Below are 23,903 nucleotides of genomic sequence, written 5' to 3' on the forward strand. Positions count from 1 at the left end.
CTCCAGAACTCAGGTACCGGTGAGGTGTTCCGGGCGGACCGGGACGCGGGTGAGCGCCAGGCCGGTCGCCGCGCGGATCGCCGCCACGATCGCCGGGGTCGACGAGATGGTGGGCGGTTCGCCGACGCCGCGAATGCCGTACGGGGCGTGGGGATCGGCGAGCTCGAGCACGTCGATGCTCATCGGCGGCATGTCGAGCACGGTGGGAATCAGGTAGTCGGTGAAGGACGGGTTGCGCACCTTGCCGCCGGAGGTCTGGATCTCCTCCATCACCGCGAGGCCGAGGCCCTGGGCGGAACCGCCCTGGATCTGGCCCACCACGGCCTGCGGGTTCAGCGCCCGGCCGACGTCCTGCGCGCAGTCCAGTGCCACGACCTTCACCAGACCGAGGTCGACGTCCACGTCGACGACGGCACGATGTGCCGCGAAGCCGTACTGCACGTGCGCATTGCCTTGTCCGGTAACGGGATCGAGAGCCTCGGTCGCGCGGTGCCGCCACTCGACGGTCTCGTCGATCACTTCGGAGCCGATGTCCGTGCGTCCGTCCAAACGCGACCGGACCGCAGCGCAGGCGGCCTTCACGGCGCCGCCGGTCACGTACGTCTGGCGCGATGCCGAGGTGGAGCCGCCGTTGCCGATCGTGGTGTCCATCGGCAGCACGGTCACGCGTTCGATGCCCAGCTCGGTCCGCACGATCTGCTGCATGATCGTCACCAGGCCCTGGCCGACCTCGCAGGCGGCGGTGTGCACGGCAGCCGCCAGCTCGCCGTTGACCATCGACACCCGCACACGAGCGGTCGAGTAGTCGTCGTAGCCCTCGGAGAAGCAGATGTTCTTGATGCCGACGGCATAACCGACGCCGCGCACCACACCCTCGCCGTGCGTGGTGTTCGAGACACCGCCGGGCAGCTCACGGATGTCCGACGACGTTCCCGCGGGCAAAGGCTTGTCCTGCACCAGCTTCAGCAGCTGTGCCACGGGCGCGGCCGAGTCGACCACCTGACCGGTCGGCATCACGGAGCCCTCGGTCATCGCGTTGCGCACCCGCACGTCGACCGGCGACATGCCCAGCGCCTCCGCCAGCTTGTCCATCTGGGACTCGTAGGCAAAACCTGCCTGCACAGCACCGAATCCGCGCATCGCACCGCACGGCGGGTTGTTCGTGTAGACGCCGTAACAGTCGACGGTCACGTTGTCGACCTCGTACGGGCCGACGCCGAGCGTCGCCGCGTTGGCCACGACAGCAGGAGTGGAGGAGGCGTAGGCGCCACCGTCGAGGTAGATCTTCGCGCGAACGTAGACCAGCTTGCCGGTGTGGTCGGCGCCGTGCTCGTAGTACAGCACGGCCGGATGCCGGTGCACGTGCCCGTAGAACGACTCTTCGCGGTTGTAGACCATCTTCACCGGCTTGCCGGTGTGCAGCGCCAGCAGACAGGCGTGCACCTGCATCGACAGGTCCTCACGGCCACCGAACGCACCGCCGACACCGGACAGCGTCAGCCGCACCTTGTCGAGGGGCAGTCCCAGCGCCGATGCCACCTGGTCGCGGTCCACGTGCAGCCACTGCGTGGCGATGTACAGGTCGATCGACCCGTCCTCCGCCGGCACCGCGAGCCCGGACTCCGGCCCGAGGAACGCCTGGTCCTGCATGCCGACCTCGTACCGCCCGGTGACCACGACGTCGGCGGTGAGGTCCTGCGCGCCACGCCGGATCGGCACGTGCCGCACCAGGTTCCCGCCGGGGTGCAACGGGGTGTCGTCGACCGCGGTCTCCATGTCCACCACGGGTTCCAGCACGTCGTAGACCACGGCGATCTTCTTCATCGCGCGGAGCGCGGTCTCCGGGTGGTCGGCGCCGACCAGCGCGATCGGCTCACCCTGGTAGCGCACGACGTCGACCGCCAGCACCGGCTGGTCCTTGTGCTCCAACCCGTACAGGTTCCGGCCGGGCACGTCCGAGTGCGTCAGCACCGCGTACACGCCGGGCACCTTCAACGCCTCGGTCAGGTCGACCGACACGATCCGCGCGTACGGATGCGGCGAGCGCAGGGTCGCGCCCCAGATCATGTCCTCGTGCCACAGGTCGGACGCGTAGGCGAACTCGCCGCGCACCTTCAGGTTGCCGTCCGGGCGCTGCGGCGACGTCCCGATGCCACCCGACACCGCGGAGGTGAGTTCGGCGGGAGTGAGGGTCATCGCGCTGCCTCCTGAAGCTTCCGGCTGGCGGCCGAGAGGTCACGCGCCAGCTCGTCGGTCGGCGCCGTCAGCAGAACCCCGTCCCGCACGACGACCTCACCGCCCACGATCAACAGTTTCAACGGCGGGGGAGTGCCCAGCACCAGAGCCGCCACCGGGTCGGCGATCCCCGCGTAGTCCATTCCGGACAGATCCCACACCGCGAGGTCCGCCACCTTGCCCGGCTCGATCGAACCCAGGGCGTCGTCGCGGCCCAGGCACCGCGCGCCACCCATCGTGGCCATCCACAACGCCTGCCGGACGTCCAGCGCCCGCGGCCCGCCCCGCTGCCGGGCCTGGTGCAACGCCGCACGCAGCTCGACGCTCAGCCCACCGTCCTCGTTGGACGCGGCGCCGTCCACCCCGAGACCGACCGGTGCTCCCGCGTCGAGCAGGTCGCGCACCGGCGCGATCCCGGTGCCCAGCCGCCCGTTCGACGTCGGGCAGTGCGCGGAACCCGTGGAAGTCGCGCCGAGCCGCTTCACCGCGTCCTGGGACAGGTGCACTGTGTGCGCGAGCCACACGTCCGGACCCAGCCAGCCGAGCTGCTCGGCGTACTCCGTCGGCGTGCAGCCGTTCTCCGCCAGGCACTGCTCCTCCTCGTCCAGCGTCTCGGCGAGGTGCGTGTGCAGCCGGACGCCGTGCCGCCGCGCCAGTGCAGCGGCTCCGGTCATCAGCTCGCGCGACACCGAGAACGGCGAGCACGGCCCGACCGCCACCCGGACGAGGGCGTCGTCGGCGGTGGAGTGGTAGTCACCGATCGCCTGCTCCGTCGCGACCAACGCGGCCTCGGTGTCCTCGACCAGGTTGTCCGGCGGCAACCCGCCATCGGACTGACCGCGGTCCATCGACCCGCGGATCGCCTCCAGCCGGATCCCGATCCGCCGGCCCGCCGACACCAGCGCGTTGAACACGTCGCCACCGCCGGACGGGAACACGTAGTGGTGGTCAGCGGCCAGCGTGCAGCCGGTCAGCGCCAGCTTCGCCAGACCGGCGGACGCCGCCGCGTGCGTCACCGAGTCGTCGAGCCCGCGCCACACCGGGTACAGCGTGGTCAGCCACTCGAAGAGCGTCGCGTCCTGGGCCAGCCCGCGCGTCGCCCACTGGTAGAGGTGGTGGTGCGTGTTGATCAGGCCGGGCGTCACCAGGCACGACGACGCGTCGACGTAGGTGTGCGACTCGTACGGCCGAGGCGCCGGGCCGGAACCGACGGAGACGATCCGCCCCTCGGACACGACCACGTGCCCCGAGGCGTGCTCGGTCCCGGCCGGATCCACGGTGGACACCGCACAGCGGTCGAGGACGATCATCGGCGCGACGCCGCCAATCGCACGGCGTCCAGGATCTTCTCGTAGCCCGTGCAGCGGCACAGGTTTCCGGCGAGCGCCTCGCGGATCTCCGGATCGGACGGTGACGGCACGCGGTCCAGCAGGTCGTGCGCGGCCACCACGAGACCGGGCGTGCAGAACCCGCACTGCACCGCGCCCGCCTCGACGAACGCCTCCTGCACCGGGTCCAGCGCGTCACCGTCGGCGAGCCCCTCCACGGTGCGCACCTCCCTGTCCTGCGCCTGCCCCGCCGCGACCAGGCACGCGCACACCGGCACGTTGTCCAGGTACACCGTGCAGGAGCCGCACTCGCCCTGCTCGCAGGCGTTCTTCGAACCGGGCAGCCCGAGCCGCTCGCGCAGCATGAACAGCAGCGACTCGCCTTCCCAGACGTCGTCAGCCTGGCGCTGCTCGCCGTTGACCCTCACGTTCACGCGCATGTCCGCTCACCGCCACCATTCTTTTGGCTGAGAAGTTCCTGCCAGGCCCAGCCCAGAGTCCGGCGAGCCATCACTGCCAGTGCGTGCTTGCGATACGCCGCCGACCCGCGCACGTCGTCGATCGGCGACGCGGCCTCGGAGACCAGCTCCCCGAACCGCCGCTTCACCGAGTCCAGCAACGGCTGCGGCGTGGAGAAGTCCAGCTCGGAGGCCAGGAACTCCTCCGCTTCGTGCGCCCGGCGCGGCGTCGGAGCGGCGGAACCGACCGCGGCGCCGACCCTGTTCTCCGCGGGGAACAGCGAGATCGCGAACGAGCACACCGCGATCACCATGGCGTTGCGCGTGCCGACCTTGGAGAACTGCTGTGGCCCCTTGGCAGGTGCCAGGTGCACGGCCACGATCAGTTCGTCCGGCTCCAGGGCGTTCCGCTTCACCCCGAGGTAGAAGTCGGCAGCCGGGATCATCCGCGTGCCGCGCACGGAGGCGACCTCGATGACCGCGTCGGACGCCAGCAGCACCGGGTGCGTGTCTCCCGCGGGGGAGGCCGCGCCGAGGTTGCCGCCGACCGTGCCCCGGTTGCGGATCTGCGGCGACCCGACGGTGCGCGCGGCCATCGCGAGGCCGGGCAGCTGGGAGCCCAGCTCGTCGATGATCCGCACGTACGGCACGCCAGAGCCGACCCGCAGCCCGTCGGTCCACTCACGCAGCTCGGCGATCCGCGTCAGGTCGAGCAGCGCGGCGGGCCTGCGGTGGTCGAAGTTGAGCTCCACCATGACGTCGGTGCCACCGGCGATCGGCACCGCGTCAGGCCGGGAGGCCTTGAGTTCCAACGCCTCCGCAAGCGTTTCCGGTCGAAGGAAGTCCATCGTCAGCTACCTCGGTAGGTGGAGTAGGCGAACGGCGACAACAGCAGCGGCACGTGGTAGTGCTGCTCCGGATCGGAGTAGTCGAACGTGAGCACGACCTCGGGGAAGAACGGCGCCGCCTCCGCGGTGTCGAAGACGAGCCGGTACACCCCCGCCTCCAGGCCATCACCCCATCCGGTGATCCGGCCGTCGGCGTTCGTCTCAGCGGAACTCACCTCGGTCCCGTCGCGGCGCTGCAGCGACACGGTGATGCCCGCGAACGGCCTGCCTCGTGCCGCGTCCAGCACGTGCGTGGAGATCGTCACTCGCCCTCCCATCTGGTTGTGAGCCAGTACACAGACCTGCCCCACCGCGCTGCTACGGCCGGGACACATGAATCAGCAGGCTCCTACACGTAACGAATTTGTGCTTTCCTACAAACACGAATGGACGAAAGTGACCTCCCATGTTGTTGCTGCGGACGTTGCTGCAGATGCCGGAACTGCGCCTGAGCCTGCACACCGGTGAGGACCAGCTCGACCGTACGGTCACGCGTGTGTACGGAACGGAGCTGCCCGACCCCAGCCGGTACCTGTCCGGCGGCGAGCTCGTGCTGTCCGGCCTGCTCTGGCACCACGGCCCGCAGGACTCCGAGAGGTTCGTCAGCTCCCTCGCCTCGGCCCGGGTCGCCGGCCTGGCCGCCTCCGAGACCGAGAACCGCGCCCTGCCGGTCGACCTGGTCGCCGCCTGCGAACGCCACCACGTGCCGCTGCTGGAGGTGCCGGTCGACCTGTCGTTCGCGACGATCACCGAGCGCCTGTCGATGGAACTGGTCGGCCTCTCGAGACATCGCCGCCTGCTGAACGTCGTCGCGGAGGGCTCCGGCCTGCCCGCGTTGCTGCTGGCGGGCGGCCACGAGCTGAGCGCGCCGTGCTGGGTCCTGTCGACGACCGGCCGGGTGGTCGCGGGCGGGGAGCTGCAGGACCGGGTCGCGCTGGTGAAGGAGTTCCTGCAGGCCGACCGGCTCCCGAAGACGGTCAGGGGCATGACGCTCGTGCCCGTCTCCGAGCGCGGCGGCAACCGGCTCACCAGCTGGATCCTCGTCGTGGGCGGGGAGCCGCAGCAAGAGGCCGCAGCCGAGCTCGCTTCCCTGGTCGCGCTGGAACGGCTGCGGCAGGCACAGGGCCGTCAGATCGAGAACCGGACCGCGGCACCCCTGCTCTCCGCGGTGCTGAGCGGCTCCTCCGACGTCGAGTCACGGCTGACGGCGGCAGGGCTCGAGAACGTCCGGCTGCGGGTCATCAGCGCGATGACGTCGGACCAGCGCGCCGATCTCGCAGCCGCCGTGCTGGAGGAGGCGCTGCCCCAGGCGCTCGTCACTCCCGTCGGCGACACCGTCTACTGCATCGCCAAGGCCGACGACTCGGTGCCGGACGACGTGCGTGAGGCGATGCGCGTGATGGAGCCGGGCCTCGGCTCGTCACGCGTGCTCGTCGGCATCAGCTCGCCGGTCATGTCCCGCGGACTGCGCGGCGCGGCGGAGGAGGCAACGCACGCGCGTCGTCTGGGCGAACGGCGCGGCGGCCGCACGTGTGTGGTGGCGGGCGAGGAGATCGCACTGCACCAGCTGCTGCTCGCGGGCGTGCCGGAGGAGCTGCGGACGTCGTTGCGCCGCCGCCTGCTCGGCCCGGTGCTCGACTACGACGCCGAGCACGGCTCGGACCTCGTCGGCACGTTGAAGGTGTTCCTCGACTGCTCCGGCTCCTGGACGACGGCGGCCGCGAAGCTGCACGTCCACGTGAACACGCTGCGGTACCGGGTCGGGCGCGTGGAGGAACTGCTCGGCGTCGACCTCGCCGAGTTCGAGGCGCGCGTGGACCTCTTCCTGGCGCTGCAAGCGGGGTAACGTGGACGCATGCCCCAATCCGTTGCGGGCAACGTGGTCTTGTTCGCCATCGCCGCGGTAGCGCCCAGTGCGTTGTTCTGGGCGGTGGTCAACCTGCCGCGCGCTCTGCGCAAGCTGCGCCGCCCCGCCCTCGTCGCCGGGAACCCGCCGATCGAGTGCATCGCGGCCGACCTTCGCCGCGTGCGCCGCGTGCTGTCGTGCTTCCCGCCGGGGACGTCGGCGATCAAACGGATCGGGGCTCGTCAGGCGTACGACGAGCTGCTGATCCAGGCTTGTGCGGCGTTGGACGTCGAGCACCGGTTGCGTTCTCTGCCCGAAGGTGTGGATCGCGATATCGAACGGCTGCGTCTGGAAGAGTGTTTGCGCAATCTCGGGTTGTCAGTCTGATGGCTGATACCGCTTGAGCCTTAAGGCTGATGCCCGCGCACTGTCGCGTTTCCTACCGTCACCGCCATGAAGACCGCCGCCTTACTAATGGGCCTGTTGCTCGCCGGCAGCACCGGTTGCGCGACGGCGCCCCACATCCGCGTGGTGGTCGAGGGAACGGGCACCACGGACCACCTGACCTACACGTTTCCCGGTGAGGAGGAAAGAACCCTGCGCAATCCCGCCCTGCCCTTCGAACGCATGGGGGCGCGCAAGGGGCGGGTGGCGATCAGGCTCGAGGGCGTGCAGGGCGAGCTCACGTGCAAGATCATCATCAACGGGCGGCAGGTGAGGACGGCGACTTCCAGCACGGGTGCCGCACTCGCGTGCGATCACTCGATGGCCGTCTGACGCAGGAAGGCGAAAGCCCGTAACTTCAACGTGTTGGGGAGGTACGGGTGATGAGTGACGTTTTGACGGGGACCACCACGGGGGCGGTCCGGCACCGCGGGAGGAACGGCGTGCCACCGCAGTTCCGGCCGCCTGTCGCGCCGCGGCACTTCGTCGGCAGGGCCGAGGAACTGGCGCGGATCAGGGCCGGTGGGGTGACGGTGCTGAGCGGGCCGTGCGGAGTGGGGAAGACCGCGCTGGCGCTGAAGTGGTTGCAGGACAAGGGGTGCGGTGATCCGCTGTACGTGGATCTGGCCGTGCGCGAGCGGCTCGGGGATCTGCTGTGCGCGTTCGGGCTGAGCGATGTGGCCGCTGACGAGAGGGCGGCGGTGTTCCGCAGCCTCGTCGTGCGGCGGCAGTTCACCCTGTTGCTGGACAACGCGGACTCCGCCGAGCAGGTGACGCGGCTGCTGCCCGCGTCCGGGACTGTCGTCGTGACCAGCCGCAGGAAGCTGAACATCCCGCAGGCACAGGAGATCGAGCTCGGACCGCTCGCGGACGACGGGCGCATCCAGCACCTGCTGGATCAGTCCTATGTGGAGCTTCCGGAACGGCAGGCGCGTCTCTACCGGTTGTGCGCGTGGCAGCCGGAGACGTTCGACGTGCCGGTGGCGGCGGCGATCGCGGGGGAGCACGAGTGCGACGTCGAGGACGCGCTGGACGACCTGGTCGAGAAGTCGTTGCTGACCGAGGTCGGCGATGACGCGTTCCGGTTCCATGAGCTCGTGCGTGCTCATGCGCGCACGAAACGCTAACAATGCGATAAGCGCATTCAACGCCATAGGTGCCCGATTAACGGGGTGCGTCCCCGTTAAAGGGTTGTCCACACCGGGTGGTCCCATTCGGTAATCCGAATTGGTCATATCCTTCGCGTCATGCCGAAGGATTTCCGGGCCACGACGCTCGAACGCGCCATCGGGCGGCAGCTGGCCGGGTGGCGCAACGAGCGGCAGCTCAGCCTCACCGAGGCCGGGCAGCGCGTGGGCTTCAGCAGCGCCAAGCTGTCCATGATGGAGAACGCGGTGCAGCCCTCGGCGCCGGTGGACGTGATGGCGCTCGGTTACGTCTACAAGGTGCCCACTCCGGAATGGCAGGCCGTGGTGTTGCAGGCGCAGTACGCGGAACAGGTGCGGATGCGCGCGCTCAACAACACGGTGCCGTTTGATCCGGCCGCGGACTTCGCGAATCTCGTGTTCGAGTCGACCTCGCTGCGCGTGTTCACGACGGATCTCGTGCCCGCGGTTCTTCAGCTCTCCGGCTACACGCACGCCGCGCTGGAGACCGACGACCCGGTCCGCACGGCGCGGCTCGCGACGGCGCGGGAAGCGTGGTCCATGCGCCTGAACGACAAGGATCCGCTCGTCGTGCAGGCGGTCTTCCCGGAAGCGGTGCTGCGGCAGGTGGTCGGCGGGCCGCGCGTGATGAAAGCCCAGCTGCTGCACCTGATGGAGGTCAGCGAACACCCGGCGGTGAGCGTCCAGGTGGTGCCGCGCGGCGCCGGGGCGTATCCGGCGATGGGCTCGCCGTTCACGTTGCTGAGCTTCCCGCACCGCCAGCACAACGACGTGGTGTACCTGGAGACGTTCATCAAGGGCGAGTACGTCGAGGATCCGGGCCTGACCGAGCAGTGTGCCCATCGGTTCGCGGAACTGCAGCGGCTCGCCCTCGATCCCGGCGAGTCGCTGGAGCTCATCGCCGAGGCCGCCGCCGAGCTGTGAGGCCGTCGGTGCGCTGAACAACCTCAAGGGAAGATCTGGTTCACCGCCTTCGAGGCACTCGCCACCTGGGCGCATGTCGGGTTCCTGAGAAAACTCCGGTTCGCCCGCCTCGGGGGAGAAAGATCGGGGGCGCACCCCAATCCGAGACAGGTCCTCTGGCAAGGAGGCGGCATGTACCGCAGATTCGGTGTCCTGCTCGCGGCGGTCCTGGGCGTCACGCTCACCGCGGCCGCGCCGGCCACCGCAGACGCGTCCAAACCATTCCCGACGGAGTTCTCCCTGCCCAACGGGTGGCAACCGGAAGGCATCGCGATCAGCGGCGTCACGGCCTACTTCGGCTCGCGGGCCGACGGGTCGATCTACGCGGCGGATCTGCGGACCGGCAAGGGCAAGGTGCTCGCCAAGGGGCCGGGCACGCCGTCGCTCGGCATGAAGGTCGACGACAAGCGCAGGTTGTGGGTCGCTGGTGGTGTTGGTGGCGACGCACGCGTCTACGACACCCGCACAGGCGCGTTGCTGGCCAAGTTCCAGTTCGCGACCACGGACACGTTCGTCAACGACGTGGTGCTGACGGACAGGTCGGCGTGGTTCACCGACTCGCGCAAGGCGGTGCTCTACGAGGTGCCGCTCAACCTGAAGCCGCACCGGACCCTGCAGCTGACCGGCGATCTGGTCATCACGCCCGGCGCGGTCAACCTGAACGGCATCGTCACCGGTCTCCACGGCGGCTTGATCGTCGTGCAGAGCAACACCGGAAAGCTGTTCCACGTCGACACCAGGACCGGCAAATCCATCAACATCAATTTGAGCGGTCAAACACTCACCAATGGTGACGGTCTGTTGCGTGAGGGACGGCAGTTGTACGTGGTGCAAAACAGGCTGAACAAACTCGCGCGCTACACGCTCAGCCGCGATGGAGCCACGCTCGCCGCGGAACTCGAGGACACGAGGTTCGACGTTCCGACGACGGTCGCCGCGTTCGGCAAGCGCCTCTACCTGCCGAATGCCCGGTTCACGACGCCGCCGACGCCCGGCACGACCTACAACGTCGTCGCGGTCGAGCGGCCCCGGAACAGGCACGGGAACTAGCCCGTACGGGGGTTCTTGCCTTGTGAGAACCCCCGTACCGGGTGTTGCGCCGCTCACTCGACTGGGTAGCCTGCCACCGCGTAGTGCGTGTGATCGCTGTCATTGGGTAACGATGATCTCGACTTGTTACCTTATTGCAGCCGATGGAGTGACTCGGGTTACCCGCAGCGCTAGCCGTGGGACACAGGAGACCGTGAGAGCGCTGTGAACGAGAAGAGCGGTTACACACCGACCAACTACCGGACCATTCGGTCGCGGTTGGCCGGCGTAGTCGTCGTACCAAGCGTTGTCTTGCTCGTGATGTGGGCGGTTTTCTCCTCTTACACCGTTTTCGACGGTTTCTACATGCGTTCGATCGCGTCGAACGTGCGCGAAGCCGCGATTCCGTCAGCGGACGCCTTCGCGGGGCTGCAGAAGGAACGGCAGCTGAGTCTCGTCGCGCTGAGCAGGGCCGCCGGGGTGGACGCCGCGGCGCTGAGCAGGCAGCAGGGGCAGACCGACGAGTCGCTGCGCCGGATGAAAGAGGTCTTCGCCGACCTTTCGGGCAATTCACCGCAGGACGTCGTCGACCGGATCAACGCCCTGAACGCGCAGCTGGACGAGCTGCCGCAGCAACGCGCGCAGGTCAAGGCCGGCACCGCGAACCCGCAGGCGGTGTACGACTACTACAACGGCCTCATGGACGCCGGTGTGTCGCTCTTCGGCCACCAGGCGCGGCTCGTGCCGGACGCGGAAGCCGGCCAGGCGAGCCTCCAGGCCGTGACGATCTTCCAGGCCGCCGACTGGATGTCCCGCGGCGCCACCATCGGCTCGCGCGGGCTGCTCAACGGCAAGTTCGCCCCGGCAGAGCGCGTCGAGTTCGTGCGCCTCATCGGCGCCTACCACTCCAGCGTCGACGCCACGATCCCGTTCGCGCTGCAGCAGCCGCGCGGCCAGTACGACTCGCTGCGCACCAGCTCGGAGTACCGGACGCTGCTCGACCTCGAAAGCCGGATCATCAACGGCGACACCGCGGTCACCGAGCAGCAGTGGCGCGCGGCCGCCGGTCCCGTGCACGAGAAGCTCGTGCAGATCGCGGCCCAGCAGGCGGAGGACGGCGCCAACCTGGGCCTCGACAAGGCCAACAGCAGGCTCACCGCCGTGCTGGTCGGCAGCCTCGTCGCGTTGCTCGCCGTCGTCGTCGGCATCGTGCTCGCGTTGCGCATCTCCAACCGCCTGGTCAGCCGGGCGCTGGTGACGCGGCTCGCGTCGCTGCGGGAGGACACGCTGCGGCTCGCGCAGGAACGGCTGCCGCACATCGTGGCGCGCCTGCGCGGCGGTGAGCAGGTGGACGTCCACCGCGACATGCCGCCGCTCGACTACGGCAACGACGAGATCGGCCAGGTCGCCGACGCGTTCAACACCGCCCAGTACACGGCCGTCGCGGCCGCGGTGAAGGAGACGCAGGCCCGTGAGGGTGTGAACCGGGTCTTCCTCGACATCGCGCACCGCAACCAGGGCCTCGTCCACCGGCAGCTCAAGATCCTCGACAAGCTGGAACGCGAAGAGGAGAACCCCGAGCAGCTGGACTCGCTCTTCCAGCTCGACCACCTGGCGACGCGGGCCCGCCGCAACGCGGAGAACCTGATCATCCTCGCCGGAGAGCAGCCGGGCAGGCAGTGGCGCAAGCCGGTGCGGCTGAGCGACGTCATCCGCGCCGCGGTCGCCGAGACCGAACAGTACGTCCGGGTCAGGGTCAACCCGGTGCCGGACCGCGCGCTGGTCGGTGTCGCCGTCGCCGACACCATCCACCTGCTCGCGGAGCTCGTCGACAACGCGACGGCGTTCTCGTCGCCGCGGTCCGAGGTGATCGTCCACTCCAGCGCGGTGCCGCACGGGATCGTGATCGAGATCGAGGATCACGGACTCGGCATGACGCAGGAGGAACGCCTCCAGGCCAACGCGAAGCTCTCCAACCCGCCGGACTTCGAGACGATGGCGTTCCGGGGGGAGTCCCGGCTGGGACTGTTCGTCGTCGCCCGGCTGGCCGCGCGGCGCGGCATCAAGGTGGAGCTGCGCGACTCACCCTACGGCGGCACGGTCGCGCTGTGCGTGCTGCCGCCGAACATCGTCGCCCCGCACAGCGCCGCGGGCGACATCACCGAGACCACGCAGATGCCGGTGCGGTCGTTCCACGACCACCGCCACGGCCATCTCGAGGAACACCCGAGCTTCCCCGTGACGCTCGCCCCCGAGGTGCAGGCAGCACTGAACGCTGGGGTCGTCCCAGCCGTTTCCGCAACTGATGCATCCGTGGACGAAGAGAACCCCGTGGTAGCCCCGCCGGACGGGAAGCCCGCGCTTCCCCGCAGGAAGAAGCGGCAGAACCTCGCGCCGCAGCTCATGCAGCCGGAGGAGTTGCCGCACGCCGAGCCGGTGACCGGCGAAAGGTCGGCCGAGCGGACCCGAGACGGGCTCGCCGCGTTCCAGCGCGGCACCCGTGACGCGCGGCTGACCGACGACTGGAGATCAGAAGGAGCCCCCTCGTCATGAAGGACAACACCAGCCAGCACGGCGAACTGAACTGGTTGCTGGAGGACCTCATCCAGCGCGTGGTCGGCGCCCGTCACGCGGTCGTGCTGTCGGCGGACGGACTCCTGCTCGGCCGCTCGGCCGGGCTGTCCCGCGACGACTCCGAGCACCTGTCCGCGATGGCGTCGGCGTTCCAGTCGCTCGCCCGCGGCACCGGACGCCACTTCGGCGGCGGCGCGGTGCGGCAGACCATCGTCGAGATGGAGCACGCCTACCTGTTCGTGACCGCGGCCGGCCACGGCGCCTGCCTGGCCGTACTGGGCGAAGAGGACGCCGACATGGGCATGATCGCCTACGAGATGAACATGCTGGTCAAGCGCGTGGGCACGTACCTCTCGTCGGCACCGCGCGCCGAGACCGCCACAGTCCCCTCGGCGCGTGAGTCGCGCTGATGACCGCGCGGGAGGACTGGTGGTACGACGAGGCCGCGGGGCCGCTGGTGCGGCCTTACGCCATGGTGCGCGGCCGCACCCGGCCGAACGCGCCTGATCTCCACCTGGTGACGCAGGTCCGAGCCTCCGCGTTTGCGTCCGACCAGACGTCGCTGACGGTCGAGCATCGCGAGATCATGGCCCTGTGCACACGCCCGCTCTCGGTCGCCGAGGTCGCCGCCTACCTCGACGTGCCGCTCATCGTGGTGAAGATCCTGCTGTCGGACCTCATCGAGCGCGGTGACGTGATCGTGCAGAACTCCTCCCCCCAGATTCCCGACAGGGATCTCCTGCAGGCCGTACTGGATGGTGTTCGTGGGATCTGATGGCCAGCTGACCGTGCCCACCGCGGTCAAGATCGTCATCGCAGGCGGGTTCGGCACCGGCAAGACCACCATGGTCGGGTCGGTCTCCGAGATCCCGCCGTTGAAGACCGAGGAGCTGCTCACCGAGGCCGGCGTGCACGTCGACGACCTCGCGGGCATCGAGGGCAAGGACACCACGACCGTCGCCCTGGACTTCGGGCGCATCACCATCAACACGAAGGTGGTGCTGTACCTGTTCGGGACGCCGGGGCAGAACCGGTTCTGGTTCATGTGGGACGAACTGGCGACCGGGGCCATCGGCGCGGTCGTCCTGGTGGACACGCGGCGGCTGGACTCGTCGTTCCCCTCGATCGACTTCTTCGAGCACAGGGGAATCCCGTTCGTCGTCGCGGTGAACTGCTTCGACGGGGCGCAGCTGTACACGGTGGACGAGGTGCGGCACGCGCTGGACCTCGACGACGCGATCCCGGTGGTGCTGTGCGACGCGCGGGACCGGGAGTCGTCGAAGACCGTGCTGGTCGGGCTGATCGAGCACTCGATGAACCGGCTCGCGGCGGTCTGAGCGCGGCCGTCCTCAGCCGGGCCAGCCGATCGAGTCGAGGAACTCCTCCACGGCGGCGACCGCCCGGCTGAGCCCCTCGTCCGAGCCGGGCAGGCGCAGGTCGTGGTCGGCGTCCTGGACCTCCAGCACGTGCGGCGACAACCGGCGCGCCAGCGTGCCGTCCCACCACCTGTCGGCAGTTCCGCCGACCAGCAGGAACGGGACGCTCGCGCGGCCCAGCGCGGCCACGACCCAAGGCTCGGTCAGCAGCGGCGTGAGCCACACCGACGGCAACGAGCGCTCGGCGGCCACGGCTGCCGCGGCGTTGCCCAGCGACTTGCCGATGAGCAGCGGCCTGCCGCCGACAGCGCCGAGCACGGCGGTCGCCTCACCGCACGCCCACTGTTCGACCTGCGGCCCCCACGGCATCGGCGGCTTTCCCGACCACACATGCCGGTGCACGCGCGCGCCGCGCCGTTCGGCGACCTCGCCCGCACGCATGGTCAGCGGCGACGTCGGGCCAGACCTTCCGCCCGGAAACACCACGGCATCGGCCACACGGATCACCGTCTAGGCGGTCAGCACGAAGAACAGGAAGCTCGGGCTCGTCGTCAGTGCGGCGTAGTGCTCGGGGAACTTCGCCTGGGCCTCCGGCACCGGAAACGGTTCGGCGATCTCGGCGACGGTGAACCCGGCCGCGGTGAACGCGTTCGTCATGGCGTGCAGCGGCCGGTTCCAGAACGACATCTCGACCGGCTCACCGCTGTAGTCCCAGGTCTCGGTGTAGTTGTAGGTCTCGAAGTAGTTGGTGCGGCGGCCTTCGGCACGGTGGATCATGTGCATGGCGAACGGGTGGTCGACCGAGATCAGCAGGCGGCCGCCGGGGCGCAGCACGCGCCGCAGCTCGGCGAGCGACGGGACCCAGTCCTCCAGGTGGTGCAGGACCAGCGACACGACGACGTCGTCGAACGCCGCGTCGGCGTAGGGGAGCGGGGCGGCCAGGTCGGCGACGCGCAGGTCGGCGTCCGGGACGCGGCGGCGGGCCAGGTCCGGCATCCCCCGGCTCAGGTCGAAGCCGCTCACGTCGGCGCCTCGTGCCCGCAGTTCGGCGAGGAGGGGGCCGGCGCCGCAGCCCGCGTCGAGGATCTTGCGTCCTACTACGAACGCCCGGCGAGTGCGAGCATCGCCGGGCGTTCGTAGTAGGCGTTGAAGATGGCGGTCTCGTTCGACTCGCTGTACGACTCGGCGAGGCGGTCGTAGTCGTTCATCACCCCAGGCATGTGATCCATACAAGCAGAAGGCCCGCTCAAGGAGCGGGCCTCTCGCGTCACTTGGCGTAGTTGTGGAAGCCGCGGCCCGACTTCTTGCCCAGCAGGCCCGCGTCCACCATGCGCAGCAGCAGCGGCGGCGGCGAGTACAGCGGCTCCTTGAACTCGTCGTACATCGACTCGGCGATGGCCTTCGTGGTGTCGAGGCCGATCAGGTCGGTGAGGCGCAGCGGGCCCATCGGGTGGGCGCAGCCGAGCACCATGCCGTTGTCGATGTCGTCGGCGGAGGCGAAGCCGGACTCCAGCATGCGGATCGCCGAGAGCAGGTACGGGATCAGCAGCGCGTTGACCACGAAGCCCGCGCGGTCCTGCGAGCGGATGACCTCCTTGCCCAGGGTGGCGCGCACGAAGGCCTCCGCGCGGACCTGGGTGGTGGAGCCGGTGAGCAGGGACGGCACGATCTCGACGAGCTTCAGCACGGGCACCGGGTTGAAGAAGTGCACGCCGATGACCTGCTCGGGGCGGCCGGTGGCCATGCCCAGCTTCATGATCGGGATGGACGACGTGTTGGACGCGAAGATGGCGTCCTCGTCCTTCACGACCTTGTCGAGGGTGGCGAAGACCTCGGTCTTGACCTGCTCGTTCTCGGCGACGGCCTCGACCACGAACTGCCGGTCGGCGAACTCGCCGATGTCGGTGGTGAACCGGATGCGGCCGAGCGCGGCATCGCGGTCGGCCTCGCTCAGCTTGCCCGCCTTGACGCCCCTGGCCAGCGACGAGGCGATCCGCCCCTGCGCTGCCTCGGCCGCGCTCGCGTTGACCTCGGCGACGATGACGTCGAGGCCGGCGCGGGCGCTCACCTCGGCGATTCCGGAGCCCATGAGGCCGGAACCGACGACTCCCACACGTTGAATGTCACTCACCCGACCGATCCTGCCATGGCGCGCTCGAACGTGAGTTGCCGCTGAGCCGGTCCAGCGTCTCGGCGACCGTGGTGGCGTAGTCGCCCACGGGCTCGTAGCCGAGCGCCGAAGCCGCGGTGGTGTCGAGGACGAACGGCGGCACGCGGTGCCACGGGTGGCGGCCGGACTGGTCGTGGTCCAGCAGGATCTCGCGCCAGTGGTGGCCGAAGTGGCGGGCGATGATCCGGGAGATCTCCAGGCCGTTCGGCGCGTCCGGGTCGGCGGCGTTGAGGATCCGGCGGCCCGGGCGTGCGGCGGCGGTCTCGATCAGCGCGGCGATGTTGGCAGCGGCGGACGGGTGGTCGGTGCCCTCACCGCGGCTGGCCAGCACCACCACGGGGTGGCGCGCGAGGACTCGTTCGACGAAGTACCACTCCAGCGGGCGCTTGTTGCCCACGCCGTGCACTTTGGACGGCCGCAGCACGGTGATGGGCAGGCCGCTGTCGAGCAACGTCTGCTCGGCGGCGACCTTGTTGGCGCCGTAGCCCTCGCGGGTGCGGAAGTCCGAACAGCCAGGAGCCATCGTCGGCTGGTCCTCGGTCACGGGTCCCGCGAACCGCGGCGGTGAGGGCGAGTTGACGTGCCGGCCCTCGTCGTCCACGTAGACGGCCTTGGCGGAGATCATCACCGTGGAGGTCGCGTCGTGGACCAGCGGCAGCAGCGATCGGGCGTGCTCGGCGGTGTAGCAGAGGCAGTCGACCAGGAGGTCGGCGCCGTCGCCCAGCGCGCGGGCGATCGCCGCCGGGTCCTCGCGGTCCACCTCGCGGCCGGGCGCGTCGACGGTCCAGCCGTGCGCCCGCAGATGCCGGGCGGCGGCACGGCCGATGAGGCCCGTGCCGCCGAGGATCAACGCACGCTTGCTCAATCGAGTTCGGCCTCCGCCTTCGCGATGGCCGCGAACTCCTCCTCCGGCGCGTTCGCCACCAGGTGGTGACGGCTGTAGAACCAGTAGTAGGCAACGGCGATCAACACGATCCCCGCCGTGACGGCCGCCGCGATCTCGTCGACGAAGAACGTCGCGATAACAGCGGCAACGGCCAGCACCAGCGCAACGCTCGTGGTCACCACACCGCCAGGAGTGCGGTACGGACGCGGCAGGTCCGGTGCGGTCTTACGCAGGACGATGTGCGACACCATCATCAGCACGTACGAGAGAGCGGCGCCGAACACGGCGATGTTGATGAGCCGTGCGCCACCCGTCACCGGGTCGGCCGTCTTCATGATCGTGGCCAGCGCGAAGCCGATGGTGCCCGGCACGATCAGCGCGAGGTACGGCGTCTTGCGCTTGCCGGTCTTCGACAGCCAGCGCGGCAGGTAGCCCGCGCGGGACAGGGCGAAGAGCTGGCGCGAGTAGGCGTAGATGATCGAGAAGAACGACGCGACCAGGCCCGCCAGGCCGACGTAGTTCACCAGCTGCGCCAGGAAGTTGTCGCCGCCGTAGGCCGCGCGGACCGCCTCGGGCAACGGGTTTCCGGACGCCTCCAGCACCTTCGAGCCCGCGCCACCCGGTGCCACGAGCAGGATCGCCGCCGCGAACACCAGCAGCGTCACCATCGCGGCGATGATGCCGCGCGGCATGTCGCGCTTCGGATCCCTGGCTTCCTCGGCGGCCAGCGGCACACCCTCGACCGCGAGGAAGAACCAGATCGCGAACACGATCGCGCCCCACGCACCCGTGACGCCCATCGGCAGGAACGAGCCGTCGCCGATGTCGAACAGCTTGGCGGAGTCGAACTTCGGGATCATGCCCGCCACGAACGCCACCAGCGCCACGACCGCGACACCGGTGATCACGAACATCACCCGCAACGCCTCGCCGACGCCCCACAGGTGAATTCCGACGAAGATCACGTAGCACGCCAGGTACACCGGCCACGTGGCGTCGAGCAGGCCCAGAGCCTTGACGTAGTCGCCGATGAACACCGCGATCGCCGCGGGAGCGATGGCGTACTCGATCAGGATGGCGATGCCTGTCGCGTAGCCGCCCAACGGGCCGAGCGCGCGCCTCGCGAACCCGTAGCCGGCGCCTGCGACGGGCAGTGCGGAGGCGAGTTCGGCGAGACCGAACACCATGCAGGTGTACATCGTCGCCATCAGGACCGTGGCGATCAGCAATCCGCCCCAGCCGCCCTGGGCGAGCCCGAAGTTCCACCCGGCGAAGTCACCGGAGATGACGTACGAGACACCCAGCCCGGCGAGCAGGACCCAGCCCGCCGCGCCACGTTTGAGCTGACGGTGCTCCAGGTAGTCGCTGCCAACCTTCTCGTACTCGACGTGCTTGGCCATATGGACTCCTAATAGTCCTTTAACCGGTGGTTGAGGGTGGCGCCCGTCACCCACAAGTGTCAAGATGGTGCCGCCAATGGCTCGCAGACATACCTTTGGAGGAACGCTCAGATGCTGACCGTCGAGGAGTTGCGCGAGGCCGTGGACACCGGTGAGATCGACACCGTCCTGGTCGCGATCGTGGACATGCAGGGACGGCTGCAGGGCAAGCGGTGCGCGGCGCGGTACTTCCTCGACGAGGTCCTCGGGCACTCCGCGGAGGGCTGCAACTACCTGCTCGCCGTCGACGTCGAGATGAACCCGGTCAGCGGCTACGCGATGTCGAGCTGGGACCGCGGGTACGGCGACTTCGTGATGAAGCCGGACCTGGAGACGCTGCGCTGCGTGCCGTGGCAGGAGGGCACCGCGCTCGTCATGTGCGACGTCGTCTGGGAGAACGGCGACCCGGTCGTCGCCTCACCGCGGCAGATCCTGCGCAAGCAGCTCGACCGGCTGGCCGCGCTCGGGCTGGAGGCGTACGTCGGCACCGAGCTGGAGTTCATCGTCTTCGACGACACGTACGAGCAGGCCTTCAACGCCGGCTACCGCAACCTCACGCCGTCGAACCAGTACAACGTCGACTACTCGTTGCTCGGCACCGCGCGCGTCGAGCCGTTGCTGCGGGCCATTCGCAACGGCATGACGGGCGCCGGAATGGTGGTCGAGTCGGCCAAGGGGGAGTGCAACCCCGGTCAGCACGAGATCGCGTTCCGGTACACGACGGCGCTGCGGACGTGCGACCAGCACGCGATCTACAAGAACGGCGCCAAGGAGATCGCGTCGCAGCAGGGCAAGTCGCTCACGTTCATGGCGAAGTACAACGAACGCGAGGGCAACTCCTGCCACATCCACCTGTCCCTGCGCTCCAAGGACGGCGACCCGGTCTTCGCCGAGGGTCACGGCATGTCCGAGATGATGAAGCACTTCCTCGCCGGGCAGCTGGCCGCGCTGCGGGAGTTCACCTACTTCCTCGCGCCGAACATCAACTCCTACAAGCGCTTCGTGAAGGGCTCGTTCGCGCCGACCGCGGTGGCGTGGGGCCGGGACAACCGCACCTGCGCGCTGCGGGTCGTCGGCCACGGGCAGTCGCTCAGGTTCGAGAACCGGGTACCCGGTGGCGACGTGAACCCGTACCTGGCGGTCGCGGCGCTGATCGCGGCCGGCCTGCACGGGGTCGAGCGGAAACTGGAGCTGGAGGACGAGTTCGTCGGCAACGCCTACGCCTCGGACCGGCCGACGGTGCCGACGACGCTGCGTGAGGCCGCGGACCTGTTCGCCGCCAGCGAGATCGCGCGGGAGGCCTTCGGCAAGGAGGTCGTCGACCACTACCTGAACGCGGCGAAGGTCGAGCTGGACGCGTTCGAGGCGGCGATCACGGACTGGGAGAAGGTGCGCGGGTTTGAGCGCCTCTAAGCCGCTCATCGGCATCAGCACCTACCTGGAGCGCACGCGCTTCGGGTTCTGGGACGTGGAAGCCGCCGTGCTCTACCGCGGCTACCTCGACTGCGTGGTGCAGGCGGGCGGCAACCCCGTCATGCTGCCGCCGGTCGGCACCTGGACCGCCGAGACCATCGGTTTCCTGGACGGCCTGGTGATCGCGGGCGGCGCGGACATCGACCCCGCCACGTACGGTGCCGACCCGCACCCGATGACCGGCGAACCGCGCCCCGACCGCGACGCCACCGAGTTCGCGCTCGTCGAGGCCGCGTTGAAGCTCGACCTGCCGGTGCTCGGCGTGTGCCGGGGCATGCAGGTGCTCAACGTGGCGCTGGGCGGCACGCTGCACCAGCACATCGAGGGCCACAACGAGGCACCGGGCGTGTTCGGGCACACCGACATCACCGTCGTTCCGGGCACGCAGCTGCACGCGATCCTGGGCGACCACACCAACGTGCAGTGCCATCACCACCAGTCGCTGGACCGGATCGCCGACGGGCTGCGGGTCACCGCGCAGGCACCCGACGGCACGGTCGAGGCGGTCGAGATGGAAGGCGCGCGGTTCGTCGTCGGCGTGCAGTCGCACCCCGAGCAGGACATCGAAGACCTGAGGCTGTTCGAAGCGCTTGTCGGCGTTGCAAGGAGAAAAGCGTGACCTTTGACGTCATCAACCCCGCCACGGAGAAGGTCGTGCGGTCGGTACCGCACACCTCTCTCGAAGAGACGGATGCCGCGATCGTCAAGGCGCACAAGGCGTTCGAGACCTGGCGAAACGTCGCGCCCGGTGATCGCGCGCGGCTGCTGCGCCGGTTCGCGGAGCTCGTCGACGCGCACAACGAGGAACTGGCGCGGCTGGAGGTCGAGAACTCCGGGCACACCATCGGCAACGCGCGCTGGGAGGCCGGCAACGTCCGTGACGTGCTGCACTACTACGCGGCCGCGCCGGAACGGTTGTTCGGCAAGCAGATCCCGGTCCCCGGTGGCCTGAACGTCACGTTCCACGAGCCCCTCGGCGTCGTCGGCGTGATCGTGCCGTGGAACTTCCCGATGCCGATCGCGGGCTGGGGTTTCGCACCGGCGCTCGCGGCCGGCAACACCGTCGTGCTGAAGCCCGCCGAGCTCACCCCGCTGACCGCGATCCGGCTCGGCGAGCTGGCTCGCGAGGCAGGCCTCCCAGAGGACGTCTTCCAGGTGCTCCCGGGCAAGGGCTCGGTCGTCGGCAACCGGTTCGTCACGCATCCGCTGGTGCGCAAGGTCGTCTTCACCGGCTCGACCGGCGTCGGCAAGCAGATCATGGCCGGCTGCGCGGACCAGGTGAAGCGCGTGACGCTGGAGCTCGGCGGCAAGTCGGCCAACATCGTCTTCGCGGACTCCGACCTGGAGAAGGCGGCCGCGACCGCGCCCTACGGGGTCTTCGACAACGCCGGGCAGGACTGCTGCGCGCGGTCGCGGATCCTCGTGCAGGCCAGCGTCTACGACCGGTTCATGGAGCTGCTGGAGCCCGCGGTCAAGGGCGTGAAGGTCGGCGAGCCCGGCGACGACGCGACCGAGATGGGGCCGCTCATCAGCGCGTCGCACCTCGGGAAGGTGGCGTCTTACGTCCCAGACGACGCTCCGGTCGCGTTCCGCGGCTCAGCACCGGACGGACCGGGATTCTGGTTCCCGCCGACGGTCCTCACGCCCCCGGCGGACCACCCGGCCGTCCACGAGGAGATCTTCGGACCGGTCGTGGTCGTGCTGCCGTTCTCCGACGAGGCGGACGCGATCAGGATCGCGAACGACTCCGAGTACGGGCTGTCCGGTTCCATTTGGACGCGGGACGTCGGGCGGGCGATCCGGGTCTCGCGGGCCGTCGAGGCCGGGAACCTGTCTGTGAACTCGCATTCATCCGTCCGCTACTGGACACCGTTCGGCGGCGTGAAGCAGTCCGGGCTCGGCCGTGAGCTCGGACCGGACGCCTTGGACGCCTTCACCGAAGTCAAGAACGTCTTCATCGCTACCTGACAGGAGAACAAGAGATGGTGCAGCGACTCGAGGGCCGCGTGGCCGTCGTGACGGGTGGCGGCAGCGGCATCGGACTCGCGACCGTGCGCAGGTTTGCGAGCGAGGGCGCGAAGGTCGTCGTCGCCGATGTCGACCCGAACGCGGGCAAGGCGGCCGCGGACGAGGTCGGCGGGCTGTTCGTCCAGGTCGACGTGACCGACGAAGAGCAGGTCAAAGCGCTCTTCCAGACCACTGTGGACACTTACGGCAAGCTGGACATCGCGTTCAACAACGCCGGCATCTCGCCACCCGACGACGACTCGATCCTGACGACGGGCATCGAGGCGTGGGAGCGCGTGCAGAAGGTGAACCTCACGTCAGTTTATTTGTGTTGCAAGTACGCCATCCCGCACATGCAGGCCAACGGCAAGGGTTCCATCATCAACACTGCGTCGTTCGTGGCGACGATGGGCGCGGCGACGTCGCAGATCTCCTACACGGCGTCGAAGGGTGGCGTGCTCGCGATGTCCCGCGAGCTCGGTGTGCAGTTCGCGCGCGAGGGCATCCGGGTGAATGCGCTTTCCCCCGGGCCGGTCAACACGCCGCTGTTGCAGGAACTGTTCGCGAAGGATCCGGAGCGGGCCGCGCGGCGCCTCGTCCACGTCCCGCTCGGCCGGTTCGCGGAACCTGAGGAAATCGCCGCCGCTGTCGCGTTCCTGGCGTCGGACGACTCCTCGTTCATGACGGCGTCGAACTTCCTGGTGGACGGCGGCATCGCCGGCGCGTACGTGACACCGCTCTAATGGAGCACGCGGAGGAGGCGTTGTTCCGCCCGGTCCGGGCGGGCAACGCTTTCGAAGAGACCGTCGAACGGCTCATGCAGGCCATCCGGCTCGGCGTCGTCGCGCCGGGTGAGCGGCTGCCGTCCGAACGGGAGCTGGCCACCCGGCTCGGCGTGAGCCGGGTGACCGTGCGTGAAGCGATCAGATCGTTGCAGGAGAACAACTACGTCGAGTCCCGCAGAGGACGGTACGGCGGCACGTTCGTCAACGACGTGATTCCGAAGTCCGCGCCCGGCAAGGAGCTCGGCGACATCCACGACGCGCTCACGCTGCGCAAGGTCCTGGAAACGGGCGCCGCCGAGGCCGCCGCGGGCCGTTCTCTGGGGTCCGCCGAACGCCGTGGGCTGCGAGTACGCCTGGAAGAGGCGTCCACCGCGACGCTCGCGGAGTACCGGCGCAAGGACTCGCGGCTGCACCTGGCGATCGCCGAGGCGACCGGGTCCGCGTCCCTCACCGCCGCGGTGGCGGAGTCCAGGATGCGCGTGAACGAGCTGCTCGACACCATTCCGCTGCTCGAGCCGAACCTCGCGCACTCCAACGCGCAGCACGAGCGCATCATCGCCTCCATTTTGGACGGAGACCCGGCGGTGGCGCGGCAGGCGATGGCCGAGCACCTCGACGGAACCGCGTCTTTGCTGCGGGGGTTTTTGGTCTGACCGGTCAGACTCCCGCATCGGGAGCAGTCGACGGGGATTCGGGCGGGAACCGGGCAACGTGAAAACGTTTGCAGGTACAGTTGTCGGGTTGTCATGCGAATTCCGCATGGAACAACACTTGGCGTGGGGCTTGCGGACAGTTACCGTCCGAATACCTCGGGGACTTGCAGCGCGAGGAGCTGTT

Annotated in this window: 24 protein-coding genes and 1 pseudogene; 15 read left to right on the top strand and 10 right to left on the bottom strand. The window is 69.1% G+C overall.

The window, feature by feature from the left end; all coding sequences use genetic code 11:
• Window positions 1-9: 9 nt before the first annotated feature.
• The 5 genes from ABFX45_RS26090 to uraH are packed head-to-tail and all read right to left on the bottom strand — an operon-like array spanning window position 10 to window position 5,186.
• Window positions 10-2,196 (bottom strand): molybdopterin cofactor-binding domain-containing protein, encoded by a 2,187-nt coding sequence (locus ABFX45_RS26090; protein WP_109637773.1) that lies wholly within the window; start codon window positions 2,194-2,196, stop codon window positions 10-12.
• Window positions 2,193-3,545 carry an 8-oxoguanine deaminase gene (locus ABFX45_RS26095; protein WP_109637774.1) on the bottom strand — a complete coding sequence of 451 codons (1,353 nt, stop codon included), beginning with the start codon at window positions 3,543-3,545 and terminating at the stop codon, window positions 2,193-2,195. The genes ABFX45_RS26090 and ABFX45_RS26095 overlap by 4 nt, the downstream gene beginning before the upstream one ends.
• Window positions 3,542-4,003, bottom strand: coding sequence for a (2Fe-2S)-binding protein (locus ABFX45_RS26100; protein ID WP_109637775.1), 462 nt, complete (start codon window positions 4,001-4,003; stop codon window positions 3,542-3,544). Before ABFX45_RS26100 ends, ABFX45_RS26095 begins: the two co-directional genes overlap by 4 nt.
• Window positions 3,994-4,869, bottom strand: a complete 876-nt coding sequence (locus ABFX45_RS26105) for an FAD binding domain-containing protein (RefSeq protein ID WP_109637776.1) — start codon at window positions 4,867-4,869, stop codon at window positions 3,994-3,996. The genes ABFX45_RS26100 and ABFX45_RS26105 overlap by 10 nt, the downstream gene beginning before the upstream one ends.
• 2 nt (window positions 4,870-4,871) lie before the next feature.
• Window positions 4,872-5,186, bottom strand: a complete 315-nt coding sequence (uraH, locus tag ABFX45_RS26110; protein ID WP_346132548.1) for a hydroxyisourate hydrolase — start codon at window positions 5,184-5,186, stop codon at window positions 4,872-4,874.
• A gap of 128 nt (window positions 5,187-5,314) precedes the next feature.
• Between uraH and ABFX45_RS26115 the strand changes: the two genes are divergently transcribed.
• The 10 genes from ABFX45_RS26115 to ABFX45_RS26160 all read left to right on the top strand — a co-directional run bounded on the left by ABFX45_RS26115 (window position 5,315) and on the right by ABFX45_RS26160 (window position 14,267).
• Window positions 5,315-6,754 (top strand): PucR family transcriptional regulator, encoded by a 1,440-nt coding sequence (locus ABFX45_RS26115; protein ID WP_346132550.1) that lies wholly within the window; start codon window positions 5,315-5,317, stop codon window positions 6,752-6,754.
• 9 nt (window positions 6,755-6,763) lie between these two features.
• Window positions 6,764-7,141 (top strand): hypothetical protein, encoded by a 378-nt coding sequence (locus tag ABFX45_RS26120; RefSeq protein ID WP_109637778.1) that lies wholly within the window; start codon window positions 6,764-6,766, stop codon window positions 7,139-7,141.
• A 66-nt stretch (window positions 7,142-7,207) separates the two neighbouring features.
• Window positions 7,208-7,531 (top strand): hypothetical protein, encoded by a 324-nt coding sequence (locus tag ABFX45_RS26125; RefSeq protein WP_146231601.1) that lies wholly within the window; start codon window positions 7,208-7,210, stop codon window positions 7,529-7,531.
• A gap of 50 nt (window positions 7,532-7,581) precedes the next feature.
• Window positions 7,582-8,325, top strand: coding sequence for a hypothetical protein (locus ABFX45_RS26130; protein WP_146231602.1), 744 nt, complete (start codon window positions 7,582-7,584; stop codon window positions 8,323-8,325).
• A gap of 120 nt (window positions 8,326-8,445) precedes the next feature.
• Window positions 8,446-9,288, top strand: coding sequence for a helix-turn-helix domain-containing protein (locus ABFX45_RS26135; RefSeq protein ID WP_112231543.1), 843 nt, complete (start codon window positions 8,446-8,448; stop codon window positions 9,286-9,288).
• Window positions 9,289-9,459: 171 nt separating this feature from the next.
• Entirely contained in the window at window positions 9,460-10,377 is a 918-nt protein-coding gene (locus ABFX45_RS26140; RefSeq protein WP_346132553.1) for an SMP-30/gluconolactonase/LRE family protein, read from the top strand.
• A 345-nt stretch (window positions 10,378-10,722) separates the two neighbouring features.
• Window positions 10,723-12,909, top strand: coding sequence for a sensor histidine kinase (locus tag ABFX45_RS26145; RefSeq protein WP_233439612.1), 2,187 nt, complete (start codon window positions 10,723-10,725; stop codon window positions 12,907-12,909).
• Entirely contained in the window at window positions 12,906-13,340 is a 435-nt protein-coding gene (locus ABFX45_RS26150; RefSeq protein ID WP_089913172.1) for a roadblock/LC7 domain-containing protein, read from the top strand. Before ABFX45_RS26145 ends, ABFX45_RS26150 begins: the two co-directional genes overlap by 4 nt.
• Window positions 13,340-13,705 (top strand): DUF742 domain-containing protein, encoded by a 366-nt coding sequence (locus ABFX45_RS26155; RefSeq protein WP_109637783.1) that lies wholly within the window; start codon window positions 13,340-13,342, stop codon window positions 13,703-13,705. Before ABFX45_RS26150 ends, ABFX45_RS26155 begins: the two co-directional genes overlap by 1 nt.
• A complete protein-coding gene (locus tag ABFX45_RS26160) occupies window positions 13,686-14,267 on the top strand; it encodes a GTP-binding protein (protein WP_109637784.1) in 582 nt (193 codons plus the stop codon). Before ABFX45_RS26155 ends, ABFX45_RS26160 begins: the two co-directional genes overlap by 20 nt.
• A gap of 12 nt (window positions 14,268-14,279) precedes the next feature.
• Here the strand turns inward: ABFX45_RS26160 and ABFX45_RS26165 are convergent, their stop codons facing one another.
• The 5 genes and pseudogenes from ABFX45_RS26165 to eat all read right to left on the bottom strand — a co-directional run bounded on the left by ABFX45_RS26165 (window position 14,280) and on the right by eat (window position 18,762).
• Entirely contained in the window at window positions 14,280-14,804 is a 525-nt protein-coding gene (locus ABFX45_RS26165; protein ID WP_346132556.1) for a hypothetical protein, read from the bottom strand.
• Between the two features lie 12 nt (window positions 14,805-14,816).
• Window positions 14,817-15,514 (bottom strand): annotated as a pseudogene (locus ABFX45_RS26170) (class I SAM-dependent methyltransferase).
• Window positions 15,515-15,573: 59 nt separating this feature from the next.
• On the bottom strand, window positions 15,574-16,437 hold the full coding sequence (locus ABFX45_RS26175) for a 3-hydroxybutyryl-CoA dehydrogenase (protein ID WP_112231552.1): 864 nt from the start codon (window positions 16,435-16,437) through the stop codon (window positions 15,574-15,576).
• The gene (locus ABFX45_RS26180) at window positions 16,430-17,341 is read right to left on the bottom strand and encodes an NAD-dependent epimerase/dehydratase family protein (RefSeq protein WP_346132559.1); all 912 of its coding nucleotides are present in this window, start codon (window positions 17,339-17,341) and stop codon (window positions 16,430-16,432) included. The genes ABFX45_RS26175 and ABFX45_RS26180 overlap by 8 nt, the downstream gene beginning before the upstream one ends.
• Window positions 17,338-18,762, bottom strand: a complete 1,425-nt coding sequence (gene eat / locus ABFX45_RS26185; protein WP_109637787.1) for an ethanolamine permease — start codon at window positions 18,760-18,762, stop codon at window positions 17,338-17,340. The genes ABFX45_RS26180 and eat overlap by 4 nt, the downstream gene beginning before the upstream one ends.
• Window positions 18,763-18,873: 111 nt before the next feature.
• Here eat and ABFX45_RS26190 point away from each other — a divergent pair, with 111 nt between their 5' ends.
• Genes ABFX45_RS26190 through ABFX45_RS26210 form a run of 5 tightly spaced genes read left to right on the top strand, consistent with a single transcriptional unit; the run spans window position 18,874 to window position 23,719 of the window.
• The gene (locus ABFX45_RS26190) at window positions 18,874-20,214 is read left to right on the top strand and encodes a glutamine synthetase family protein (protein WP_346132561.1); all 1,341 of its coding nucleotides are present in this window, start codon (window positions 18,874-18,876) and stop codon (window positions 20,212-20,214) included.
• The gene (locus ABFX45_RS26195; protein WP_215732628.1) at window positions 20,201-20,893 is read left to right on the top strand and encodes a gamma-glutamyl-gamma-aminobutyrate hydrolase family protein; all 693 of its coding nucleotides are present in this window, start codon (window positions 20,201-20,203) and stop codon (window positions 20,891-20,893) included. Before ABFX45_RS26190 ends, ABFX45_RS26195 begins: the two co-directional genes overlap by 14 nt.
• Window positions 20,890-22,242 carry an aldehyde dehydrogenase family protein gene (locus ABFX45_RS26200; RefSeq protein ID WP_346132564.1) on the top strand — a complete coding sequence of 451 codons (1,353 nt, stop codon included), beginning with the start codon at window positions 20,890-20,892 and terminating at the stop codon, window positions 22,240-22,242. Before ABFX45_RS26195 ends, ABFX45_RS26200 begins: the two co-directional genes overlap by 4 nt.
• 14 nt (window positions 22,243-22,256) lie before the next feature.
• Complete coding sequence (locus tag ABFX45_RS26205) at window positions 22,257-23,024, top strand: 3-oxoacyl-ACP reductase (protein ID WP_109637790.1); 768 nt, start codon at window positions 22,257-22,259, stop codon at window positions 23,022-23,024.
• On the top strand, window positions 23,024-23,719 hold the full coding sequence (locus ABFX45_RS26210; RefSeq protein WP_346132566.1) for a FadR/GntR family transcriptional regulator: 696 nt from the start codon (window positions 23,024-23,026) through the stop codon (window positions 23,717-23,719). Before ABFX45_RS26205 ends, ABFX45_RS26210 begins: the two co-directional genes overlap by 1 nt.
• The last annotated feature ends 184 nt before the right edge of the window (window positions 23,720-23,903 follow it).

The organism is Lentzea roselyniae, from assembly GCF_039537795.1.
Taxonomy (GTDB): Bacteria; Actinomycetota; Actinomycetes; order Mycobacteriales; family Pseudonocardiaceae; genus Lentzea; species Lentzea atacamensis.